General features: G+C 33.9%; 21 protein-coding genes. 12 read left to right on the plus strand and 9 right to left on the minus strand.

Annotated elements, in window-relative coordinates; translation table 11 throughout:
- Positions 1-149: 149 nt before the first annotated feature.
- Both LXH21_RS00640 and LXH21_RS00645 read right to left on the minus strand, forming a co-directional pair.
- On the minus strand, positions 150-674 hold the full coding sequence (locus LXH21_RS00640; RefSeq protein WP_239861877.1) for an ankyrin repeat domain-containing protein: 525 nt from the start codon (positions 672-674) through the stop codon (positions 150-152).
- 62 nt (positions 675-736) lie between these two features.
- The gene (locus tag LXH21_RS00645; protein ID WP_394799563.1) at positions 737-2,263 is read right to left on the minus strand and encodes a catalase; all 1,527 of its coding nucleotides are present in this window, start codon (positions 2,261-2,263) and stop codon (positions 737-739) included.
- Positions 2,264-2,356: 93 nt separating this feature from the next.
- Between LXH21_RS00645 and LXH21_RS00650 the strand changes: the two genes are divergently transcribed.
- From LXH21_RS00650 to LXH21_RS00675, 6 genes are all read left to right on the plus strand, one after another.
- Positions 2,357-3,280, plus strand: coding sequence for a LysR substrate-binding domain-containing protein (locus tag LXH21_RS00650; protein WP_239861878.1), 924 nt, complete (start codon positions 2,357-2,359; stop codon positions 3,278-3,280).
- 159 nt (positions 3,281-3,439) lie between these two features.
- Positions 3,440-4,723, plus strand: a complete 1,284-nt coding sequence (locus tag LXH21_RS00655) for a mechanosensitive ion channel family protein (RefSeq protein WP_239863623.1) — start codon at positions 3,440-3,442, stop codon at positions 4,721-4,723.
- A gap of 287 nt (positions 4,724-5,010) precedes the next feature.
- Positions 5,011-5,430, plus strand: coding sequence for a MarR family winged helix-turn-helix transcriptional regulator (locus LXH21_RS00660; RefSeq protein WP_239861879.1), 420 nt, complete (start codon positions 5,011-5,013; stop codon positions 5,428-5,430).
- On the plus strand, positions 5,427-5,849 hold the full coding sequence (locus LXH21_RS00665) for an organic hydroperoxide resistance protein (protein WP_262916162.1): 423 nt from the start codon (positions 5,427-5,429) through the stop codon (positions 5,847-5,849). The genes LXH21_RS00660 and LXH21_RS00665 overlap by 4 nt, the downstream gene beginning before the upstream one ends.
- Before the next feature lie 35 nt (positions 5,850-5,884).
- Positions 5,885-6,520: a nitroreductase family protein gene (locus LXH21_RS00670; protein WP_239861880.1), complete on the plus strand. Its 636-nt coding sequence runs from the start codon at positions 5,885-5,887 to the stop codon at positions 6,518-6,520.
- A 229-nt stretch (positions 6,521-6,749) separates the two neighbouring features.
- The gene (locus LXH21_RS00675; RefSeq protein ID WP_239863627.1) at positions 6,750-7,766 is read left to right on the plus strand and encodes an LLM class flavin-dependent oxidoreductase; all 1,017 of its coding nucleotides are present in this window, start codon (positions 6,750-6,752) and stop codon (positions 7,764-7,766) included.
- Positions 7,767-7,850: 84 nt separating this feature from the next.
- Here LXH21_RS00675 and LXH21_RS00680 read toward each other — a convergent pair whose 3' ends face one another.
- Both LXH21_RS00680 and LXH21_RS00685 read right to left on the minus strand, forming a co-directional pair.
- The gene (locus tag LXH21_RS00680; RefSeq protein WP_239861881.1) at positions 7,851-8,639 is read right to left on the minus strand and encodes an SHOCT domain-containing protein; all 789 of its coding nucleotides are present in this window, start codon (positions 8,637-8,639) and stop codon (positions 7,851-7,853) included.
- 207 nt (positions 8,640-8,846) lie between these two features.
- On the minus strand, positions 8,847-9,293 hold the full coding sequence (locus LXH21_RS00685) for a hypothetical protein (protein ID WP_239861882.1): 447 nt from the start codon (positions 9,291-9,293) through the stop codon (positions 8,847-8,849).
- Positions 9,294-9,562: 269 nt separating this feature from the next.
- Here LXH21_RS00685 and LXH21_RS00690 point away from each other — a divergent pair, with 269 nt between their 5' ends.
- The 4 genes from LXH21_RS00690 to LXH21_RS00705 all read left to right on the plus strand — a co-directional run bounded on the left by LXH21_RS00690 (position 9,563) and on the right by LXH21_RS00705 (position 12,212).
- A complete protein-coding gene (locus tag LXH21_RS00690) occupies positions 9,563-10,288 on the plus strand; it encodes a YoaK family protein (RefSeq protein WP_239861883.1) in 726 nt (241 codons plus the stop codon).
- Positions 10,289-10,499: 211 nt separating this feature from the next.
- A complete protein-coding gene (locus LXH21_RS00695; protein WP_239861884.1) occupies positions 10,500-11,150 on the plus strand; it encodes a phosphatidylserine decarboxylase family protein in 651 nt (216 codons plus the stop codon).
- Positions 11,151-11,152: 2 nt separating this feature from the next.
- Positions 11,153-11,446 carry an acyl-CoA-binding protein gene (locus LXH21_RS00700; RefSeq protein WP_239861885.1) on the plus strand — a complete coding sequence of 98 codons (294 nt, stop codon included), beginning with the start codon at positions 11,153-11,155 and terminating at the stop codon, positions 11,444-11,446.
- The gene (locus LXH21_RS00705) at positions 11,433-12,212 is read left to right on the plus strand and encodes a superoxide dismutase (protein ID WP_239861886.1); all 780 of its coding nucleotides are present in this window, start codon (positions 11,433-11,435) and stop codon (positions 12,210-12,212) included. The genes LXH21_RS00700 and LXH21_RS00705 overlap by 14 nt, the downstream gene beginning before the upstream one ends.
- 55 nt (positions 12,213-12,267) lie before the next feature.
- Here LXH21_RS00705 and LXH21_RS00710 read toward each other — a convergent pair whose 3' ends face one another.
- On the minus strand, positions 12,268-14,058 hold the full coding sequence (locus LXH21_RS00710) for an alpha-amylase family protein (protein WP_239861887.1): 1,791 nt from the start codon (positions 14,056-14,058) through the stop codon (positions 12,268-12,270).
- Between the two features lie 297 nt (positions 14,059-14,355).
- Here LXH21_RS00710 and LXH21_RS00715 point away from each other — a divergent pair, with 297 nt between their 5' ends.
- On the plus strand, positions 14,356-15,231 hold the full coding sequence (locus LXH21_RS00715; RefSeq protein ID WP_239861888.1) for a DUF808 family protein: 876 nt from the start codon (positions 14,356-14,358) through the stop codon (positions 15,229-15,231).
- Positions 15,232-15,356: 125 nt separating this feature from the next.
- Here LXH21_RS00715 and LXH21_RS00720 read toward each other — a convergent pair whose 3' ends face one another.
- The gene (locus LXH21_RS00720) at positions 15,357-16,700 is read right to left on the minus strand and encodes a DEAD/DEAH box helicase (protein WP_239861889.1); all 1,344 of its coding nucleotides are present in this window, start codon (positions 16,698-16,700) and stop codon (positions 15,357-15,359) included.
- A gap of 279 nt (positions 16,701-16,979) precedes the next feature.
- On the opposite strand from LXH21_RS00720, the gene LXH21_RS00725 reads away from it, so the two are divergent.
- On the plus strand, positions 16,980-18,278 hold the full coding sequence (locus LXH21_RS00725) for a sensor histidine kinase (RefSeq protein ID WP_239861890.1): 1,299 nt from the start codon (positions 16,980-16,982) through the stop codon (positions 18,276-18,278).
- Positions 18,279-18,575: 297 nt separating this feature from the next.
- On the opposite strand, the gene LXH21_RS00730 is transcribed toward LXH21_RS00725, so the two are convergent.
- From LXH21_RS00730 to LXH21_RS00740, 3 genes are all read right to left on the minus strand, one after another.
- Complete coding sequence (locus LXH21_RS00730) at positions 18,576-19,067, minus strand: hypothetical protein (protein WP_239861891.1); 492 nt, start codon at positions 19,065-19,067, stop codon at positions 18,576-18,578.
- A gap of 282 nt (positions 19,068-19,349) precedes the next feature.
- Positions 19,350-20,114, minus strand: coding sequence for a TIGR02757 family protein (locus LXH21_RS00735; RefSeq protein WP_239861892.1), 765 nt, complete (start codon positions 20,112-20,114; stop codon positions 19,350-19,352).
- Positions 20,111-20,317, minus strand: a complete 207-nt coding sequence (locus LXH21_RS00740) for a hypothetical protein (protein WP_239861893.1) — start codon at positions 20,315-20,317, stop codon at positions 20,111-20,113. The genes LXH21_RS00735 and LXH21_RS00740 overlap by 4 nt, the downstream gene beginning before the upstream one ends.
- Positions 20,318-20,369: the final 52 nt, after the last annotated feature.

Genomic DNA, 20,369 nt, shown 5'->3' on the forward strand with positions numbered 1-20,369 from the left:
ATTGTAAATTCTCAATTACGCCCATTCTTGTCACGCTGAAAGCGTCTCAATTAAAACAACTCAAGGTGCGCGAGATTCATTCGGAATGACAAACCTTAAGGATAATAGCAATCAAATGTTCATTAAAAATTTTAAAGACCATACTAGACCTATAACGACTTAATCGACAGCAACTTCATAACATCTTCATTCTCTTGCATAATTGCATGTTTTAGGGCAGTATTTCCTCTGCTGTCCTTAATGTCTTTATTGGCTCCTTTTTTTAATAGGTAGTCAACAATATCTGCATGACCAAACGTACTAGCATAAATCAAAGCCGTTGCGTTGTTATAATTCTGCTGGTCTAGGTTGGCACCATTATCAATTAATAACTTTGCGATTTCAAAATATCCTTTAAAGCAAACTCCCATTAATGCATTATTTCCTGACAAATCTTTTTCATTTACAGATGCACCTTTTTTTAACAAGTAAACTACAGTTTCAACATGATTGTTATAACTAGCTAGAATTAATGGTGTAAAACCTTTATTATCGGCACTGTTTAAAACCTCTTTATTTGCTTTTAAAAGAGTTTCCAATTCTGCTGTGTTTCCTGCTCTAGCAGCTTCAAAAATTGTTTGTGCTTGTAGTGAGCCAGTAAATACCAAAAATAATACTATTGCTAATTTCTTCATTTTTATCTAATTAAATAAAGAGGAAGTATTGCTACTTCCTCTTTGTTATGGTTGTATATAATTTAGTTTATAAAATCTTTTTGAGAAAAACCCAAAGCAGCAGCAACTCTCATTCCGTAGTCGCTATCGGCTCTGTAGAAATATGTAATCATCGTCTTCTGGATCGTTTTATCAGTTACTTGACCCAGATCACCTACCAAGTTTTTAATTAAATTATCTTGTTCATTTTTCGACAATGCTCTGTAGAAATCACCTGCTTGCGCAAAATCATTTGTTTTAGAAATTTTCTTTTGAGTGATTGTCACAGCTTTTAATACAGTTTCAGATTGCTTGTACTTTGCATCTTCTTTTAATGCTACCTTGTTACTCGGTTGGTAATTAACATCAGGGTTTATGAATTTTTTATTTGCAAAGCTGCTATATCCATCAGCATTGTAATTTAGAGGTGCATCTAATGGTTGGTTTATTTTTAACTGCTGAAAGTTTCCTCCTAACCTGTGTCTTTGCGTATCAAAATAAGAAAACAAACGACCTTGTAACAACTTATCCTCTGAAGCTTCGACTCCCGGAATCAAATCTCCTGGCGAAAAAGCAAGACTTTCTACTTGTTCAAAGTAATTTACTGGATTTTGATTCAAAGTCATTGTACCGATTTTTATCTTTTCTATTTTATCTGCTGGCCAATCTTTTGTAGCATCCAAAGGCCAGAAATCAAATGACTGAAGATCTTCTGGGGCAATCATTTGCACGTATAAATCCCATTGAGGAAACTTTTTATCAGCTATATCCTTTCGTAAACTTACCGTAGCATGTTGCCAATCTTGCGCTTGTTGTTTGGCTGCCTCCTCGATGGTTAGGTTATTTTCACCTTGTTTAGAAACCCATGAGTATTTTACATAAGTCACTTTCCCTGCTTCATTAACCCATTTAAAACCGTGAACACTACTTCCATTCATAAACTGATATCCTTTTGGAATTCCTAAATCGGTATACAGTCTTGTAATCATATTTGTGGCCTCTGGAACATTCGAAAAGAAATCAAAAAAACGATTGGGATCTTGCTTATTGGTTTCTGGAGAAGGTTTTAAAGAATGTACCATATCCGGAAATTTCATTGCGTCTCTAATAAAAAATACAGGAAGATTGTTTCCTACAATATCATAATTCCCTTCTTCTGTATAAAATTTAACAGCAAATCCTCTTGGATCTCTTGCCGTTTCAGGTGATCCTTTACCATGGATTACCGTAGAGAAGCGTGCCGCTAATTCTGTTTTCTTCCCTGCTTTCGAAAATAAAACAGCTCTTGTATATTTTGACATGTCTTGGCTCGCTTCAAAATAGCCCGATGCTCCGGCGCCCCTTGCATGTACAACACGTTCTGGTGTACGCTCTCTATCAAAAGCCGCTAGTTTTTCGATTAAATAAGTATCTTCTAATAATACAGGGCCGTACTCCCCTACTGTTTTTGAGTTCTGGTTGTCGCCCACCGGAGCACCACTGTTGGATGTCATCATTTGGGCTGTGCTCTTGTTTTGAGCAATTGAAGCCAAGCCTATCGATAAGGCTAATGCAGAAAGTAGTAATTTCATTGTCTTTAATTTTTATTAGGTGACAAATATCTTTCGGTTTTACATATTAATCAAATTAATAATTTTTATATTTGTATTAATAAAATCAATATAATGACTTTACAACAGTTAGAATATGTAATCGCTCTAGATACTTACAGGCATTTTGTGACCGCCGCAGAAAAATGTTTTGTAACACAACCTACTATTACTATACAAGTTAAGAAACTAGAGGACGAAATTGGGTTTGCGATATTCGACAAAAGTAAATACCCCCTGCGCCCTACAGAACTTGGCGAAATGTTTGTACGAAAGTCAAAAAGTATTTTACGAGAGGTGAGTGATTTAAAAAATATGGTCAGCACTGAACTTAATAATATCGAAGGCATTTTTCGAATGGGAATAATCCCTACTATTTCACCTTACCTGATACCACTGATATCTGGTGCTTTTTCTGAAAAATATCCTAAGTCTGTTTTAAAAATTCAAGAAATGCAATCGGATGCGATCATTGCTGCCTTGCAAAAAAAAGAAATTGATATTGGTATCCTAGTTACTCCTTTGAGCGAGCCTTTTATAAGAGAGGTAAATTTATACAATGAACCCTTTGTTTATTATGGACAACAAAATGACGCGCTGCAAAAAGCAAAGTCAATTTCGACTCAAGAAGTAGAAACACTCGATAATGTATGGTTATTAGAAAATGGTCACTGTTTTAGGAATCAAGTATTAAATATTTGCAACAATTCAAATAACAACAAAAGTATTCAGTTTCAAAGTGGCTCTATCGAAGCGTTGAAGAAAATGGTAGACAATTATGGCGGATTCACCCTAGTTCCAGAAATGGCTGTTCACAAGAATGATCTAGGTTGCAGCATCCCTTTTGAAGAGCCAAAACCGGTCAGAGAGGTTAGTATTGTAGTGCATCATTCTTTTTCGAAAGATCTACTTATTGAAGCATTACGATCAGAAATTCTTGATAAAATTCCTAAAGACTTCATTCAGAAAAAGAATTTCATGAAAATCAATTGGAGGTAATTTAATCTCATCTAATAGGACTGTCAATACAAATTTAATAATCCGTTTGTTTGATACCGCTATAAGATTGAAAAAGACTGTTAAGAAAAGGCCAAAGACGACAATCTTTCTGTGTCTTACTTTATGAATGTTACCTTTGCATAAAAACAAATTAAATTGATGATTATTTTTGACGAGAAAAATGCTCCTGTACAACTAGATCCAACCTGGCTAACCGATTATTTTAATATTGAAGCCTATGTTGCTGCTTACATAAACCTGCCTATTCTAATAATGGTATTGGTATTTGTATGCTTTGTTGCTTGGTATTTGACCAAGAAAATAGTTGTTGGTTCTATTCATAAAATATTTTTGAAAACCAAAGTTACTTGGGATGACATTTTGGTTGAAAAAAGAATTTTTGATAAGCTGGCTTTAATTGTGCCTGCATTAATCATTATTTTTGCCGTTCCTGTTGTATTTGGTCAATTTCCTACGATATCAAAATATGCAGTGAATCTCGCCTCAGTCATGCTAATAATGGTAATCATTTGGGTGATTAATGCTGTACTAGCCGTTTTTAATGAAGTTTTATCGCAATCTCATATCTTTAAGGATAAACCAATTTCAAGCTACATTCAGGTACTTAATATCATTGTGTATTTTGTGGGTGGAATTCTTATCTTATCATTACTCCTAGGTAAAAGTCCGTTTTACTTTTTAGGTGCAATGGGTGCGATGACGGCAATTTTATTATTGATTTTTAAGGACACCATTTTGGGATTTGTCGCTAGTATCCAAATGTCAGTATATGACATGGTACGTGTAGGTGACTGGATTGCCATGCCAAAATATGATGCAGATGGAGACGTAATGTCAATCAATTTAAGTACTGTAAAAGTTCAAAATTGGGATAAAACAATTACCACCATTCCCACTTATGCTTTTATAAATGATTCCTTTAAAAACTGGCGCGGAATGAGTAATTCTGGAGGACGTAGAATCAATAGATCTATTTATCTTAAGGTGAGTAGCTTTTGTTTTTGTGACGAAGAAATGCTGGAACAGTTCAAAAAATACACGCTTATAAAAGACTACATTTTAAAGAAGGAAGAGGAGATTAAAAATCTTAATGCTTCATTGACTGACGAAAGAGCAAATCCCGTAAACGCCATTAGCTTGACAAATGTTGGAGTGTTCCGTGTATATGCAGAGAATTATATTTTATCAAATCCTCATATCAATAAAGATATGACCAATATGGTGCGACAATTAGACCCAACTTCAAAAGGTATGCCTTTGGAAATTTATTGTTTTACCTACGAAAAAGAATGGGTGAAATTTGAACAAGTGAAGTCGGATATTTTTGATCATCTATTAACCATTACCTCCGAGTTCCATTTGGAAGTTTTTGAAGAACCTTCTGGAAGGGATTTTCGAACATTGACTGAAAGTAGAAAGTAATGTGCTGTTTTTTCGATCTACAACTTTCAATTTTATATTACTTATAAGTTTGTAAGAACAGCATTTAGAATGTATCTAGTAGTAAAAGCGATAGAATTGTAGCTTTTTGAATAATTCATCTCTTTCGAATAAAATAAAAAATGCTTCGCCAATCCAAATAAAATCAAATATTTACCTCGGTAATGGCAATTCAACTTTAATGTATTAGTTAAAATAATATTAAGCTTTTACAATTAAATTGCACACAATCTAATTGTACACTATCTTTGTACTATCAAATTATCAAAATGAAAGACCAGTTACATATAAGCGAGCAAGTTTGTTTCCCGGTTTACCTATTTGCTAAGGAAATTATAAGTCAGTACCGCCCTTTACTAGAAGCGCTACAACTTACTTATCCTCAGTATTTGGTCATGATGGTTTTATGGGAATGTGAAGAGCAAACAGTCAATCAAATTGGAGAAAAACTACAGTTAGACAGTGGTACTCTCACTCCACTATTAAAAAGAATGGAGCACAAAGAATTTGTTGATCGAAAAAGAAGTACAATCGACGAGCGTATTGTAAACATCACATTAACTGAAAAAGGTAAAGCTTTGAAAGAGGAAGCGGCATCGATCCCAGGTCAACTCATGGAAGCAATGAATTTATCAGTAGAAGATCTACTGGTTTTGAAAAATATAATAATTAAAATATCAAAAAAATGAAAACATTATATACAACACAAGCTACTGCTACGGGTGGTAGAAACGGACAAGTAAAAAGCGAAAACGGAATAGTTGATTTAGAAGTAAGAATGCCAAAAGCGTTAGGTGGTAGCAATGATGATTTTGCAAATCCTGAAATGCTTTTTGCAGCAGGATACTCTGCTTGTTTTGATAGTGCATTAAACTTGGTTATCAAAAAAGAAAATATTGAAACTGGTGCAACTACTGTTTCTGCAAAAGTAAGCATTGGTCAAAACGACAATGGTGGTTTTGGATTGGAAGCGGAATTACATGCTAATATTCCTGGTGTAACAATAGAGGTAGCGCAATCGCTGATTGAAAAAGCACATGAAGTTTGTCCTTATTCTAATGCGACAAAAGGAAACATGCCAGTTAAATTGACCGTTTCAAACGACTAAAAAAATATTTTTTTAACACATAAATAAACATTATAATGGCATTATTAGAAGATTTGAACTGGAGACACGCAGTAAAAGCATACGACCCAAGTAAAAAAGTAAGTCAAGAAAATATAGACAAGATTGTAGAAGCAGCACGTTTGGCACCTACATCTTCTGGATTACAACCTTTCAATGTAATCGTAGTAGAAAACCAAGAATTAAAAGAAAAATTGGTTAAAGGTGCATTGAATCCAGAATGCATGAGAGACTGTTCTCATGTTGTGATTTTTGCAGGTTGGGACCGTTATACTGCTGAGCGCATTGACAAAGTCTACAACCATACAACTGATGAGCGTGGTCTAGAGAGAGGACGTTTTGGAAGTTATACTGATAAACTAAAAGAAATTTACCTTGCACAACCTGCCGAAGAAAATTTTGCACACATCGCAAGACAATCTTACATCGCACTTGGTTTAGCACTTGGTGAAGCTGCAGAATTAAGAATTGACAGTACTCCTGTTGAAGGTTTTAACAACGCAGTGGTTGATGAAGTTTTAGAATTAGAAAGATTAGGATTAAAAAGTATTTCCTTAATGTACGTAGGATATGCTGATACTGCTAACGACTGGATCGCTCCAATGAAAAAAGTGAGAACACCAAAGGATGAATTTGTAATTGAGTTTAAATAATCCCGATTTATTGAGATTTAGACTTTATTAGTCATCTTCAAGCTTCTTTACTATAGAAAAGCCTGGATCAAAACCCAGTTTTGACCCAGGTTTTTCGATTATCGTTCATCATTACAATTGCATTTGGTTTCATCATTAAACATGTTGCAACCTTCAGTTTTATTTAAGTTATCCTTGCGAATAGTGTTAGGATACCAACCTAAACTTTATACCTATGAAAACAAATAATATAAACGACAAACACACTGCATATTCCATTTTGGATCTTGCTATTGTGACCAAAGGAAGTTCCTTTAAAGAAACAATACAAAACACAGTATCACTAGCGCAAAAAGCAGAAGAATTTGGTTATACGCGCTATTGGTTGGCCGAGCATCATAACATGCCTGCAATAGCTAGTACTGCCACCTCTATACTAATTGGCCATGTTGCAGAGGCGACAACAACTTTGAAAGTGGGTTCTGGTGGAATTATGCTACCCAATCACTCGGCTTTGATTGTTGCAGAACAATTTGGTACATTAGGAACGATGTATCCTAATCGTATCGATTTAGGTTTGGGTAGAGCTCCGGGAACGGATCAAATTACTGCTCGCGCCATTCGATCTGATTTTATGGATGCCGCTCAATCTTTTCCAGAAGAAATTGAGAGTATTCAAACTTACTTTTCGACCAATAATCAAAATGCAAAAGTGAGAGCCCCAATAGCTGAAGGAGTTAATGTGCCCATCTATGTTTTGGGATCTAGTACCGATAGTGCACATTTGGCGGCTAGAAAAGGACTGCCTTATGCTTTTGCAAGTCATTTTGCAACAGCACAGTTACTTCCTGCTTTAGATATCTACCGTAACGAATTTATGCCTTCGCCAGATCTTGACAAACCTTCTGTAACTACAGGAATCAATGTTTTTGCTGCAGATACAGATGAAGAGGCCGAGCGCATGGCAACTTCCTTTATAAAAATGATTGTGAGTCTACTTACAGGTGCAAAAAGAGAAGCGCTTGACGAGCCGGCTGAAATGACAGCAGAACTGAGAGAGACGCTTGCACACCCAACAGTACAACAAATGACGCGTTATACATTTATCGGGTCAAAAAGTAAAGTAAAAAAAGAATTAAAAGAATTTATAGACAAAACAGGAACTGATGAATTAATCATTACAACCAATTGTCACAATCAAGAGGCTAGAATACGATCTTACCAACTAGCCGCTGAGATCATTAATGAGTTGAATGAAGAAAAATAATACCACGATTGCCTTCTAAAGTAAATGCCACTGACTAAAATAAATTAGTTAGTGGCATTTTTTTTTATTGTAAGATCGTAATTATTACAACCTGCTTAATAATTCGGCTTTCTTTTTTTCAAATTCATCAACCGATAAAATATTTTTATCTTTTAATCCTGCTAACTTTTCGATCTTAACAAAAATATCTTCTTCAAAATCATTTTGAATGTCGGATGTTGCCGCAGTTGTACTCGGCTCTAAGTTCATAGGCTGTTGCTGTTGCTCCTCTTTATAAATCGGTGCAGCTGCTGCTGGTCTATTTTCACCACCCGAAATAATAGGTAATGTACTTAGATTTACAGTTCCGTACTGACTTGTAAAAGTTACCGAATAATTACCACCTTGCTGTTGTCCTACACCACCAATATGATGATCTAGCGTATCAAATACAGTTACTTTTCCGTTTTCTTGAATCGCAAGGCGACCAATAGTAGAGAAAACTGCATAATTAGTATTGTTTTGACTCCCAGTAGAATTAGGAACGCCCAAATCTCCCCACCAATTTGCCGATGAATGAAATCCGTTTTGATTCTCTTGCTTCGGTAAAGGCACATATTGAATAGCTCCTTGATTAATCAAATTAGAAAGATCAATACAAAGACCATTAACGGTGTTCTTAAGTTGATTGTTAAACATATCACCAACCATCGTCATGCCACCTTGCATCCACTGCCCGCCACCACCAAGTTCTGGAATATAAAATTGTGCCATTGTTCCATTACTTCTCATAAGTGCTTGCGTCAATTCTGTAACAGCATTGGCACTAACTCCATAACGATTTGCTACATTCATCATGTTTTGAAAACTAGCATCTGTGAATATTGCATTCATATTATCTCTCTATCATTAAGTTATAAAAAATGTTTGTCTAACAATTTTCATGCAAAGATACCCTTTACAAATGCCAAATGGATTGTTTTAACTTTAAGTTTATAATTCTTTTTAAATTTAGAAGCTTTACAGCTAGCCTCTTAAAACAAAAAAGAGCTCGCATGAAGATCATTTACATTTTCAATTTAGATCGTGACAGTATTGAACTTAGTAAATATCTTGTATTTGGTATTCCATTTCGTTAAATTTAAAATAGTCTCCTTTTTTTAATCCTCTCATAGCAGCGTATATTGGAGCTCTAGTAGAAATACCAAAAATAGCTTTTCCTTCTACTTCAATTTCCTCTATTGATACGCAGATATATATTGTAATCTTATCAGTTACGACCAACGCGCCTGGTTCTACAATAGTACATTCATTTTCCGGATTCAAAGTTTCTAGAAATTCCATTTCGCGTAAAGCAAAATCCAATTCTTTACCTACAGCATTGTATAATTCTACTTTACCAGCGGCTCTTCCTTCCGTTTGGCTAGGAGATTGATTGGCTTCAAGCACATCAGACTTCATCGAATCGATTCTATTTTGAAAACTATCTATTAGTTCTGATTGTTTAAGCAAACAAGCATCTTGAATTAGATTTTTTGAAATTGTCATTTATTTAAATTTTAATTAGGTTAGTAGTAGCACTTACTATAAATATAACACATTTTTGACCACTAATATGAATTACCACCTTAAAATACATTTCATCTTACAAAACTATTTTAAGTTTCGTTATCTATTTATTTAATATAGAATTTTATACTTCCTTATATAAAGTAAACCGAGTTATACCCTTTTTAACCAATAAAATTTCTTAATCTTGCTTTTATGCTCTACCTACTAATTATTGGCAAGAGAATTAATTCTACCGCAAAACTATCATGTTCAGACATCAAGGAAAAACAAGGACGTTAGACCACAACAAAAAGATTGCCTCATTGCTTTCGTTTGTGGCAGGGATTGTAAACGTCGTTGGATTCTTATCTGTGCAGCGCCTAACCACTAATGTCACGGGACATTTTGCTTTTTTTATTGACGAAGTTTTCAAACTCCACTTTTCCGACAGTCTTATTTACTTTCTGTATATTTTATTTTTCTTTATGGGCTCATTTTGCTCCAATTTATTGATTGAATTAAGCACCTCAAAAAACGAAAAATTTGCATTTGTTATTCCAACTATTATCGAAAGTGCAATTCTTGTTTCTGTTGCGTTTTTGGGACAGTTCATGATTAAGGACTATGCAAATATGATAGCTTTTAGTTTACTATTTGCCATGGGGTTGCAAAATGCCTTGGTAACACGAATCTCAAATGCAGTTGTGAGAACCACACACTTAACTGGTCTATTTACAGATCTTGGTATCGAAATTTCGCAACTTTTTTTTTACAAGCAGAGAGAACAGCAAATCAAATTACGCTCCACTATACAATTACGACTGCGAATTATTACATTTTTCTTTCTAGGTGGATTTATTGGAGGTGTTTGTTACTCATACTTTAATTTTTATGTACTGCTCATTCCTGCATCGATGTTGTTGATTGGACTTTACTATGATCATTTAAAATTTCAACTATCAAGTTGGAAACACCAATTTGACAATAAATAAATTAGTTGGGTCGAAATACAAAATTTATAAGTTAATTTTATTATTGAATTAAAATAGGTAGATTTGCCTTGTAATTTCGATAAAAAAACACAATTAGATAAAGTAGTTTTCTATCAAAAATTATATCAATAAAAAAACTGACTTAGTACACCAGAAAGCTTACCAAATTGTAATGATTTGATTCACAAATACCTAAACCAAAATTAAAATTATGTTTCATAAAGAAGGAGCCAAAACGATTTTATTCGGAATTATTTTTACCGTTGCCGCATTATTACTTTCAGATCAATTTGTGACAACATTTTGGTTGCAGAAACTAATCCAAATTAGTGCATTTTTAATTTTAATTATCATTCTACAATTTTTCAGAAACCCAAAAAGGGCAGCTACACTAAACGAAACACATGTTCTCGCTCCTGTAGATGGAAAAGTGGTAGTTATTGAAGAAGTTTATGAAGCAGAGTATTTTAAAGAAAAACGCCTGCAAATTTCGATTTTTATGTCTCCTATAAACGTGCATGTTACACGCTATGCCGTAAGTGGATTAGTAAAATTTAGCAAATACCATCCTGGAAAATTTTTGGTTGCTTGGCACCCAAAAGCTAGTGAAGAAAATGAAAGAACAACAATCGTAATCGAGAACAAATCTTTTGGTGAAATTTTGTACCGTCAAATTGCAGGAGCGCTAGCGCGTAGAATTGTAAACTACGCCAAAGAAGGAATGCAAGTGGAACAAGGAACTGATGCTGGATTTATTAAATTTGGTTCAAGAGTAGATATCTTTTTACCTATTGGAACTCCTATTAATGTTGTTTTAAATCAAAAAGCTATTGGGGGCAAAACTATTATTGCATCAAAATAATCATGAGTAACAAAGATCTAGAAACAAAATTTCAAGAAGCGCTATTGGTAGCACAAGAAATGTCTCAGTCTTCATTACCACAAGATGTACAATTACGACTGTATGCTTATTACAAGCAAGCTACTTTTGGCACCTTAGACACCGCTCAAGTTAATAATACTTTTCATCTAAGAGATGCTTTTAAGACCAATGCTTGGATGCAGATAAGCCATATATCGGCAGATGATGCCAAATTATATTACATCGAAATTATCAACTCACTCGTAAAAAATAACGATTCCAATGAAAACGAATAATTTTTTTATAGTAAGTACTGCTTTTCTATTTTTGCTGCTTTCGTGCAACAAAAAAAAATATACCGAAGTTGTTGAAGTACCCTTACCTACAGCACAAGAAAAAATAACAATCGGAATGCCCGAAGATGTCTCAGCAGAAGAAGGTTCGTTCTTGATGGACAAATTGCCTTATGCGTATGATGCATTAGCTCCTACCGTTTCTCCACTTACCTTAGAAACGCACTACTCTAAACATTACCTAACTTATACCAATAATTTTAATAGAGCAGTAGCGGGAACTGGCTTAGAAAATCTTTCTATTGAAGAAGTTTTATCAAAGCTGGATACCAATAATGCAGAATTAAGAAATAATGCTGGTGGCTTTTACAATCATGGTATGTACTGGAAATCGATGGCTCCCAATGCTGGTGGCGCTCCTACAGATACGATAGCATCTGTAATAAATCGAGATTTTGGTTCGTATGCCAATTTTAAAACAGCATTTAAATCCGAAGCTAGTAAACAGTTTGGATCTGCTTGGGTGTGGCTAATTGTAGATAAAGCAGGAAGATTGCAAATCACTAGTACGCAAAATCAAGATAATCCATTAATGCGTAATGCATCTGTAAAAGGAACCCCTATAATTGCATTGGACTTATGGGAACATGCTTATTATCTAGGTTATCAATACCGACGCAGAAATTATATTGAGTCTTTTTTCAATGTTCTAAATTGGGCAAAAATAAACGAAGCCTACTTAAATAGTACGAGAAGAAAATATTATTAAATAGGAAAATGGATAGTGAGTAACTATCCATTTTTTTATGCTGTAATTTGTCTTCTTATTGTAATTCTAAAATATAAGATTCCAAAGGTGCCAATTGCATGGTTACAGTTCCTTCTCCATTATTAACTTCAAGTTGTAGCTTCGCTTTTTTGTATAATTGATCTGTCAATTTGTAATTGCCATTCTGTAAGTTCCATTTTTCAATGACTAATTGTGGTACTTTGAGATTGAAAGAACTTGTGATCTCATCTGAAAAATTTGTCACGATGATCAATTTCTGACTATCAGACCAGCGGGTATAACTGTAAATCCCCGTATCGTAACCATCAGTTTTGTAACGATTGGCAAATTGTATCTCTTGAAAATCGCCCATCACAGCAGAACTTTCGAGTATAAAATTTAGTAAGCGCTTGTAAAAGTCTCTCAGTTTAGTTTCGGTTTCTGTTAGTTGGCCGCCATCAAACTTGCCGTCATTCATCCAGCGTTGGTGACTTGGCACTCCAACATAATCAAAAATTGAAGTACGGGAATGTGTACCAAAACCTCCATTTTCATTGGCAGCTTCGCCCACCTCTTGTCCAAAGTAAATCATCACGGGAGCGGCACTTATGGTTGCAGAAACCACCATCATCGGCTTTCCCTTCTCCCCCGAGCCAGCAAATTCTGGACTTGCAATGCGTTGTTCATCGTGATTGTCAAGAAATTTAAGCATATGCGGACTTACATTCCATAAGTCATACTGAATCTGCGTTAATTCATCTGGCCAGGAACGTCCTTGAATAATGTCTTTCAATTTATCATATGTACCAACTTTATCATATAGGTAATCCATTTTACCCATTTTGATATAATTGTAATACAAATCTGGATTGTAAACTTCGGCTAGTAAAAAAGCCTCCGGGTTTTGCATTTTAATAGCCGAATTCATGTAGCTCCAAAACTCAAATGGAACTAATTCCGCCATGTCGTAGCGAAAACCATCTACTCCTTTTTCAGTCCAGTACAAAGCAATATCTTTAAACTTATGCCATGAATCGGGTACATCCTTATCTGCCCAAAATTCAAAATGCGTTTCATATGATACTGTATCATAACCCCAAGGCAAATATGGAAAGTCTACTTGGCCGTCTGGACGTACACCATAATTAATTTTTGCTGTCTCGTACCAATCGTTTTTATCAGGCTTTGCCATTCTAGAGCCATTTCCCGTCCATTTCGCTGGTGATTCGATAAAAGGAGTGTCTAATAAATGATTTTTCTCACCACCCAAGGGAGGCTCGATATCTGGCAACTCAAATTTTGAATCTTTGATATAATAAAAGTTATTGTCCTTGTGATACGCTACAGTTGTATCATCATCGATCCCAAAATCTTTGACTCCTTCTGGATTTGTTATACCCTCGTATTTACGTGCGACATGATTAGGAACAATATCAATAATAACTTTCATTCCAGCCTTATGAGTACGAGCAATCAAATCTTCAAATTCTCGCAAGCGGTTGGCTGGATCAGTTGCCAAATCAGGATTTACATTGTAGTAATCCTTTACGGCATAAGGAGAACCAGCACGTCCCTTTACTACCGATGGATGATCATTGGAGATTCCAATATTGGTGTAATCATTTATAAGTGCGTGATGAGGAACACCCGTGAACCAGATATGAGTAACACCCAGCTTTTTGATTTCGCGCAATGCTTTTGGAGTAAAATCTTTAAACTTCCCTACCCCATTCTCCTCTATAGTTCCCCAAGATTTATTGGTTGTATTGGTATTTCCAAAAAGTCTAGTAAAGACATGGTAAACTACTTTTTTAGTATTAGCATTATTATCTTTTTCTATTTTCATATCTAACTAATTAGGTCTGTTGTCTATTTTTTCGCCATTAAATTAATGCCATCACATTCTATTTTCTAAATATAAGGCTTTCTAAAATTTTTCATTCTATGCTGTACCTTATTTTTTAATTATCAATTTATAATATAAACCTAAGCTGCTGTTGATCAATTTTATTAAAAATATCGGCCATTCTTGATACAAATTTTTAAAATATGTTTTATTAGTGCTTTTGTTATCTTAAATTTGAAAAGGTTTTAAGACAATATTTTGTAGTCTTAAATAATTATAGATTTTAAAGATAAAAGTATGGCATCAGGAATTTTTCTACTATTAGATGATATCGCAGCACTTATGGATGATGTTGTGGTAATGAGTAAAATCGCTACCAAAAAAACTGCCGCAATATTGGGTGATGATTTGGCTGTCAATGCAGAGAAAGCTTCTGGATTTGTGTCTTCTCGTGAAATTCCAGTACTATGGGCTATTACCAAAGGATCGCTTCTAAACAAATTGATCATATTGCCGTTTGCCTTTGTTCTAAGTTACTTTCTACCTACATCGATAATCGTAATTCTTGCTTTAGGTGGTGTCTATTTGGCTTATGAAGGTGCTGAAAAGATTTACGAATTCTTTTTTCCTCACGAGCATGCTGCAACCGCGGTTAATAAAGACAATTTATCCGAAGCAGAAATTCTTGCATTGGAAAAAGATAAAATAAAATCGGCCATCATTACTGACTTTATATTATCAATTGAAATTATAATTATTGCTTTGGGAGAGGTACTCGAAAACACTTTTACGACTCAAATCATGGTTGTGTCTTTTATCGCAATTCTTGCCACCGTAGGAGTGTATGGAGTGGTAGCGCTAATTGTAAGAATGGATGATCTAGGAATAATATTGACGACCAAATCGAGTAAACCTTTACAAACGACTGGTAAACTCCTAATAAAAGCACTTCCAATTGTTATTAAATCTCTTGGTTATATTGGTACTGTTGCTTTATTTCTTGTTGCTGGTGGAATTTTTAAACATAAAATCGCCTTTTTTCATCACTTTTTGGAATCACTTCCTAGCACCGCTAGCGAATTTATATTAGGTTTAGCAATAGGGTTTGTTGCCTTAGTAATAATCGGTGGTGCAAAATGGAGCTGGACAAAGCTATCTGGTAAAAAAGCATAATAATTTTAAAGTTAATAAAAGAAAAACCATTAAAGAATAGCTGCAATATTAAAATTGCAGCTATTCTTTAATGGTTTTAAATTATCTGAAATATTAAGCTAGTTAATCTTTAGTGCATTCGATTATTATTTTTTCTTCTTCTTGGCAGCTCTAATTTTCAACATATTTCTGTTTACAGAACCATGAGTTTTCTTCTTAGTTTTTGATGGTCCACCCAAGTTGACTTTGGTATTCTTCTTAGATTTATCATGAAAAGCTCCATCTCCATCTGGTTTTTTCTTTCGAACAAACTTAATAACTTGGCGTTCTTTTTCGGGTTCGATTAACTTAACTGAAATTTCTACTTCTTCAGGAAACTCTTCGATCAATAGTTCCATATTCATTAAAACTTCAACCTCAACCTTAGCTTCTTCTTCTCTTGGAGTTATAAAACTTATTGCTGTACCTGTAGCATCAGCACGACCTGTACGTCCAATACGGTGCATATATAATTCACCTGCTTCTGGCATTTCAAAATTGATAACATGTGTAATGTTCGAAATATCCAAACCTCTCGCCATGATATCTGTAGTAATCAATCCACGTAGATTTCCAGCTTGGAATTCTGCCATAGTTGTCAAACGGTAATTTTGAGATTTATTAGAGTGAATAACACCAAATTGACCTTCAAAATCTTCTTCCATACGTTCGAAAACCATATCAGAGATTTTTTTATTATTCACAAAAACAAGTACCCTACTCATGTCTTCATTTGTAGCTAATAAATGTTTTAGTAAATTTATTTTTGTATTGAAATTAGGAACATTATATGTAATTTGTTTAATGTTTTCTAATGGAGTACCTGATGCAGAAAGCGTTACCTCTTCGGGATAATCAAAAAAGTCATTTAACACCGCATCAACTTCATCGGTCATTGTTGCAGAAAACAAAATATTTTGACGTTTTACTGGCATCATTGCAAGTAAAGCAGTCAATTGTGTTCTAAACCCTAAATTTAACATCTCGTCAAACTCATCAATAACTAGTTTTTGAGTTTCTTCAAAACGAATGACGTTGTCTAAGGCTAAATCCATCGTTCTACCGGGAGTACCAACAAGAATATCAGTTCCCATATACACATTTTTTTTCTGTGTATTGATATTTACACCTCCGTAGATACCTATAGTACGGACCGACATGTATTTGGTTAATTTTTCAATTTCATCTACTACCTGCACAACCAACTCCCTTGTAGGCACAAGCACAACAAGTTTTGGCGTATGGGTTACATTAAATTTATACAGCTTTAATAAAGGCAATAAATAAGCAAAGGTTTTACCCGTTCCTGTTTGTGCAATTCCCATCATATCGCGACCAGACATGATTACTGAAAATGACTTTTCCTGTATAGGAGTTGGAGTTACAAATCCCAAATCATCAATTGCTTTTTGTACTGATTTTGGAAGATTAAATTGCTCGAAAGTGCTCATAAAACGTATATTTTGTGCAAAGATACATTAAAATAACTAGTTCGCAGATGTAGGTGTATTCTAAAGCACCAAATCAGAAAAGATAGGTTTAAATAAAGGCTTAAATACTTTATTATTTTTATTTAATTGGATCACTGTTTGAGTAATTCTTTTCGAAAAATAAAATTTCTATGAGTAGCTGTCTAACCCTTGTTAATTTTCTTATTTTTCGAATAATTTCATGATTATCATTTTACAAAAATCAAAAACAAGTAGTATATTTGAGCGTTATTTAAGCCGATGAAAAAAAATCTAATTTCTAAGATTGCTCTTCCCATTAGTCCGAAGGACACCTATGCAAAGAAATTAGTATTTGCAAATATGAAGCTTGCGCTGCAGATCAAAGAGGGAATTAAAAGAGCTAAAGAATTGGCACTTGTCAATAAAGAGCTTGCATTTCAAAATGAAGAAAAGGAACGTCGCGCCGCAGAATTGGCTATTGCAAATAAAGAACTTGCTTTTCAAAATCAAGAGAAGGAAAATCGTGCAGCAGAATTGGCTGTTGCAAATAGGGAGCTGGCTTTTCAAAATCAAGAAAAAGAAAATCGTGCATCCGAATTAGCCATTGCAAATGAGGAATTAGCCTTTCAAAATCAAGAGAAAGAAAAGCGCGCAGCTGAATTAGTGATTGCAAATGAAGAACTACTTTTTCAAAATAAAGAAAAGGAAAATCGTGCAGCTGAGTTAGCCATTGCTAATAAAGAACTTTTATTTCAAAATCAGGAAAAAGAAAAACGCGCGGCTGAATTAGTACTTGCTAATGAAGAACTTGCTTTTCAAAATCAGGAAAAAGAAAAACGTGCATCTGAATTATTGATTGCCAATAAGGAACTAGAGGCATTTACCTATATCTCAAGTCATGATTTACAAGAACCTTTGCGAAAAATTCAGACTTTCTCGAGTAGAATACTTTCTGATGAACTTCAAAACTTATCTACAAAAGGAAAACATTCCTTTGAACGCATCCAACATTCTGCATTTTACATGCAAACTTTGATTAAAGATTTGTTGGCTTATTCACGCACTACAGCAGTTACAAAAAACTTTATTAAGAGCGATCTTAAAGCGATTATTAAAGAAGCTCTAGAAACATTAGAGGATGAAATACAGAAACAAAATGCAAGCATTGTTATTGATGCCGATAGTGAATGTGAAGTTATTCCATTTCAGTTTCGTCAGCTGTTACAAAATTTGATTGGTAATTCACTCAAATTTCATAGTAGAAATAATATTCCTCATATTATCATTCATACAAGTTATATTTCGAAGAATGATGCTCTCCATTTAGGCCTGCCTCAGCAAATTGAATATTGCCATTTGAAGGTAAGTGACAATGGTCTTGGTTTTGATGCGCAATACAGCGATAAAATATTTGAAATTTTTCAGCGCTTGCATAATGATGCTGGTTACGAAGGAACAGGTATCGGTCTGACGATTGCTAAAAAAATTATAGAAAATCACAATGGAATAATTAAAGCATCAGGAGTTGTAGATAAAGGAGCTGTCTTCGATATCTATATTCCCACTCATCAATCATAAAACGATTTTATTTATAATCTTTTATGCATTCCTTATTGCTCTTTGTATTTTATAAGGTACTAATGGTGTATTACTATATTTTAACTATGACGCAACTTTGATTTTAAATCACCTTCTATAACTTCAAATCTTGATTTAAAATGCTGATTATATTAATAAAAAAAAATCTAACTCTGCTACCACATGCATGCGGCTAACAGAGTTAGAAATTATTGTTTTGGAAATATAAAATAAATTGGTGTACAAAAATTATATCGTGAGCAAATCACTCCACTTATTTAGATTCTTGTCTACCTTTTATTTTTTTATAAATGAAATATTAGAAAAATATTTCTCAATCATAAGGTAAGATATTGGAAAAAACATAAAAGGAATCAAGTAAAATATTGATATAGACTCTGCTCCTGAAACGTTTGATAATAAATTATCAAAAGAATAACCAAAAAAATCTGCTCCTAGATTAACAAAATTAGTGTACTGGTATTTTGCCAATGCAAACTGTGCGATAACTAATAATGAAAATAGAATGTGTATCGACATTTGTGCAATTGGTTTTTTTAAATATCCAAACAGAAAATAAATTGGATAAAGTAAAATAGCGATAAGTAATACTGATTCGATATCGGCAAGGACTGAAAAACCAAATGACATCAATATATTTGAAGCAGAAACTCCAGAAAATATTTTAGATATTACTTCAAATAGACTGCTTATCCATAAAGTTACTATTAGTGAAATAGCTAGCGTAAAAAATGATGATTTAATACAAAGTTGTAGATTTTTTTTCATGATTTGGGGAACGTTTTAAATGTTGCTATAATTGTAGGTGATTATATTTAGGATCATAAATAATCCATATTCAAATTTAATTATTCAAATGTAGTAAACAACAAACAATATAACCGATAAAAAACATAAAAAATCGATGAAATACATAAATTGACTTAAAATAATAACTAAATCTTACAAAAAAATAAATAATATAAGTAGTATGTTATCAAAAATCATTGATTAAAGAGTGGGAAATTCTGAATTTCAAATACAAAAGACTTTAAAAATTTTTAATAGGAACTAAAAACCTTCGAAAACCCCTAATCCAAAAAGTGCAAAATCATATTTAGAAGGATCTTTAGCATCCAATTCACGAAGTCGAGCATCTAATTCTGCCAAAGCTTTGGCATCATTTTGTTTACGAGTTAGCAATCCTAATTTTCGAGCAACATTTCCAGAATGCACGTCTAATGGACAAGAAAGGGCCGCCATAGAAACTGTTTTCCATATACCTAAATCGACACCTTTTAAATCTTGACGACACATCCATCTTAAGTACATATTAATTCTCTTCGCGGCAGAGTTATTTGATGGGTCGGATACGTGCTTCTGCGTACGGCTCAAATGCGGAATTTCAAAAAATGTCTTTTTAAATTCAGATATACTCGTTTGCATAGAATTTGGCTGTTGATGCTTTGCAAATACAGACTCTAATCCATCATGATTTTGGTAAATATTCTGCAGACTTTGAATAAAGAAGGCAAAGTCTAGATTATTAAATGTTCGGTGAACAAAAGATTCCAAACGTTCTAAATCAGTATCCGTGTGTGACATTACATAATCATAGGGTGCGTTGCCCATCATCTCCATCATGCGGTGGCTATTTCTGATGATCATGGTACGATTTCCCCAAGCAATGGTAGCGCTTAAGAAACCTGCTATTTCAATATCTTCTTTTTGAATAAATAAATGCGGAATTTGCACGGGGTCACTATCAATAAAATCAAGAGTATTGTACTGAATAACTTTTTCGTCTAGAAATTCTTTTAGTTCTGTCTGGTTCATTTGAATTTCTTTGCGTAAAATCCGTCTTTTAAATTAAGGGTTCTCATTTGTGGATAATAACCATAATTATTTTCGAAATAATCGATCACTTTTTTGTTGGTCGCTGGTAGTGGTGCGCTTCCTACCTCCCGAAACAAATCATTTTTTATTGGAAAATAGTAGCTAAGATTGTCTTTTTCTATTCTTTCAAAATCTATTTGCAAGTTACTATTTGTATGAGGGATAATGAAATTATCAAAGGAAAATGTTGAGTTG

It is taken from the genome of Flavobacterium algicola (genome assembly GCF_022399565.1).
In the GTDB taxonomy this organism is placed as follows: Bacteria; Bacteroidota; Bacteroidia; order Flavobacteriales; family Flavobacteriaceae; genus Flavobacterium; species Flavobacterium algicola.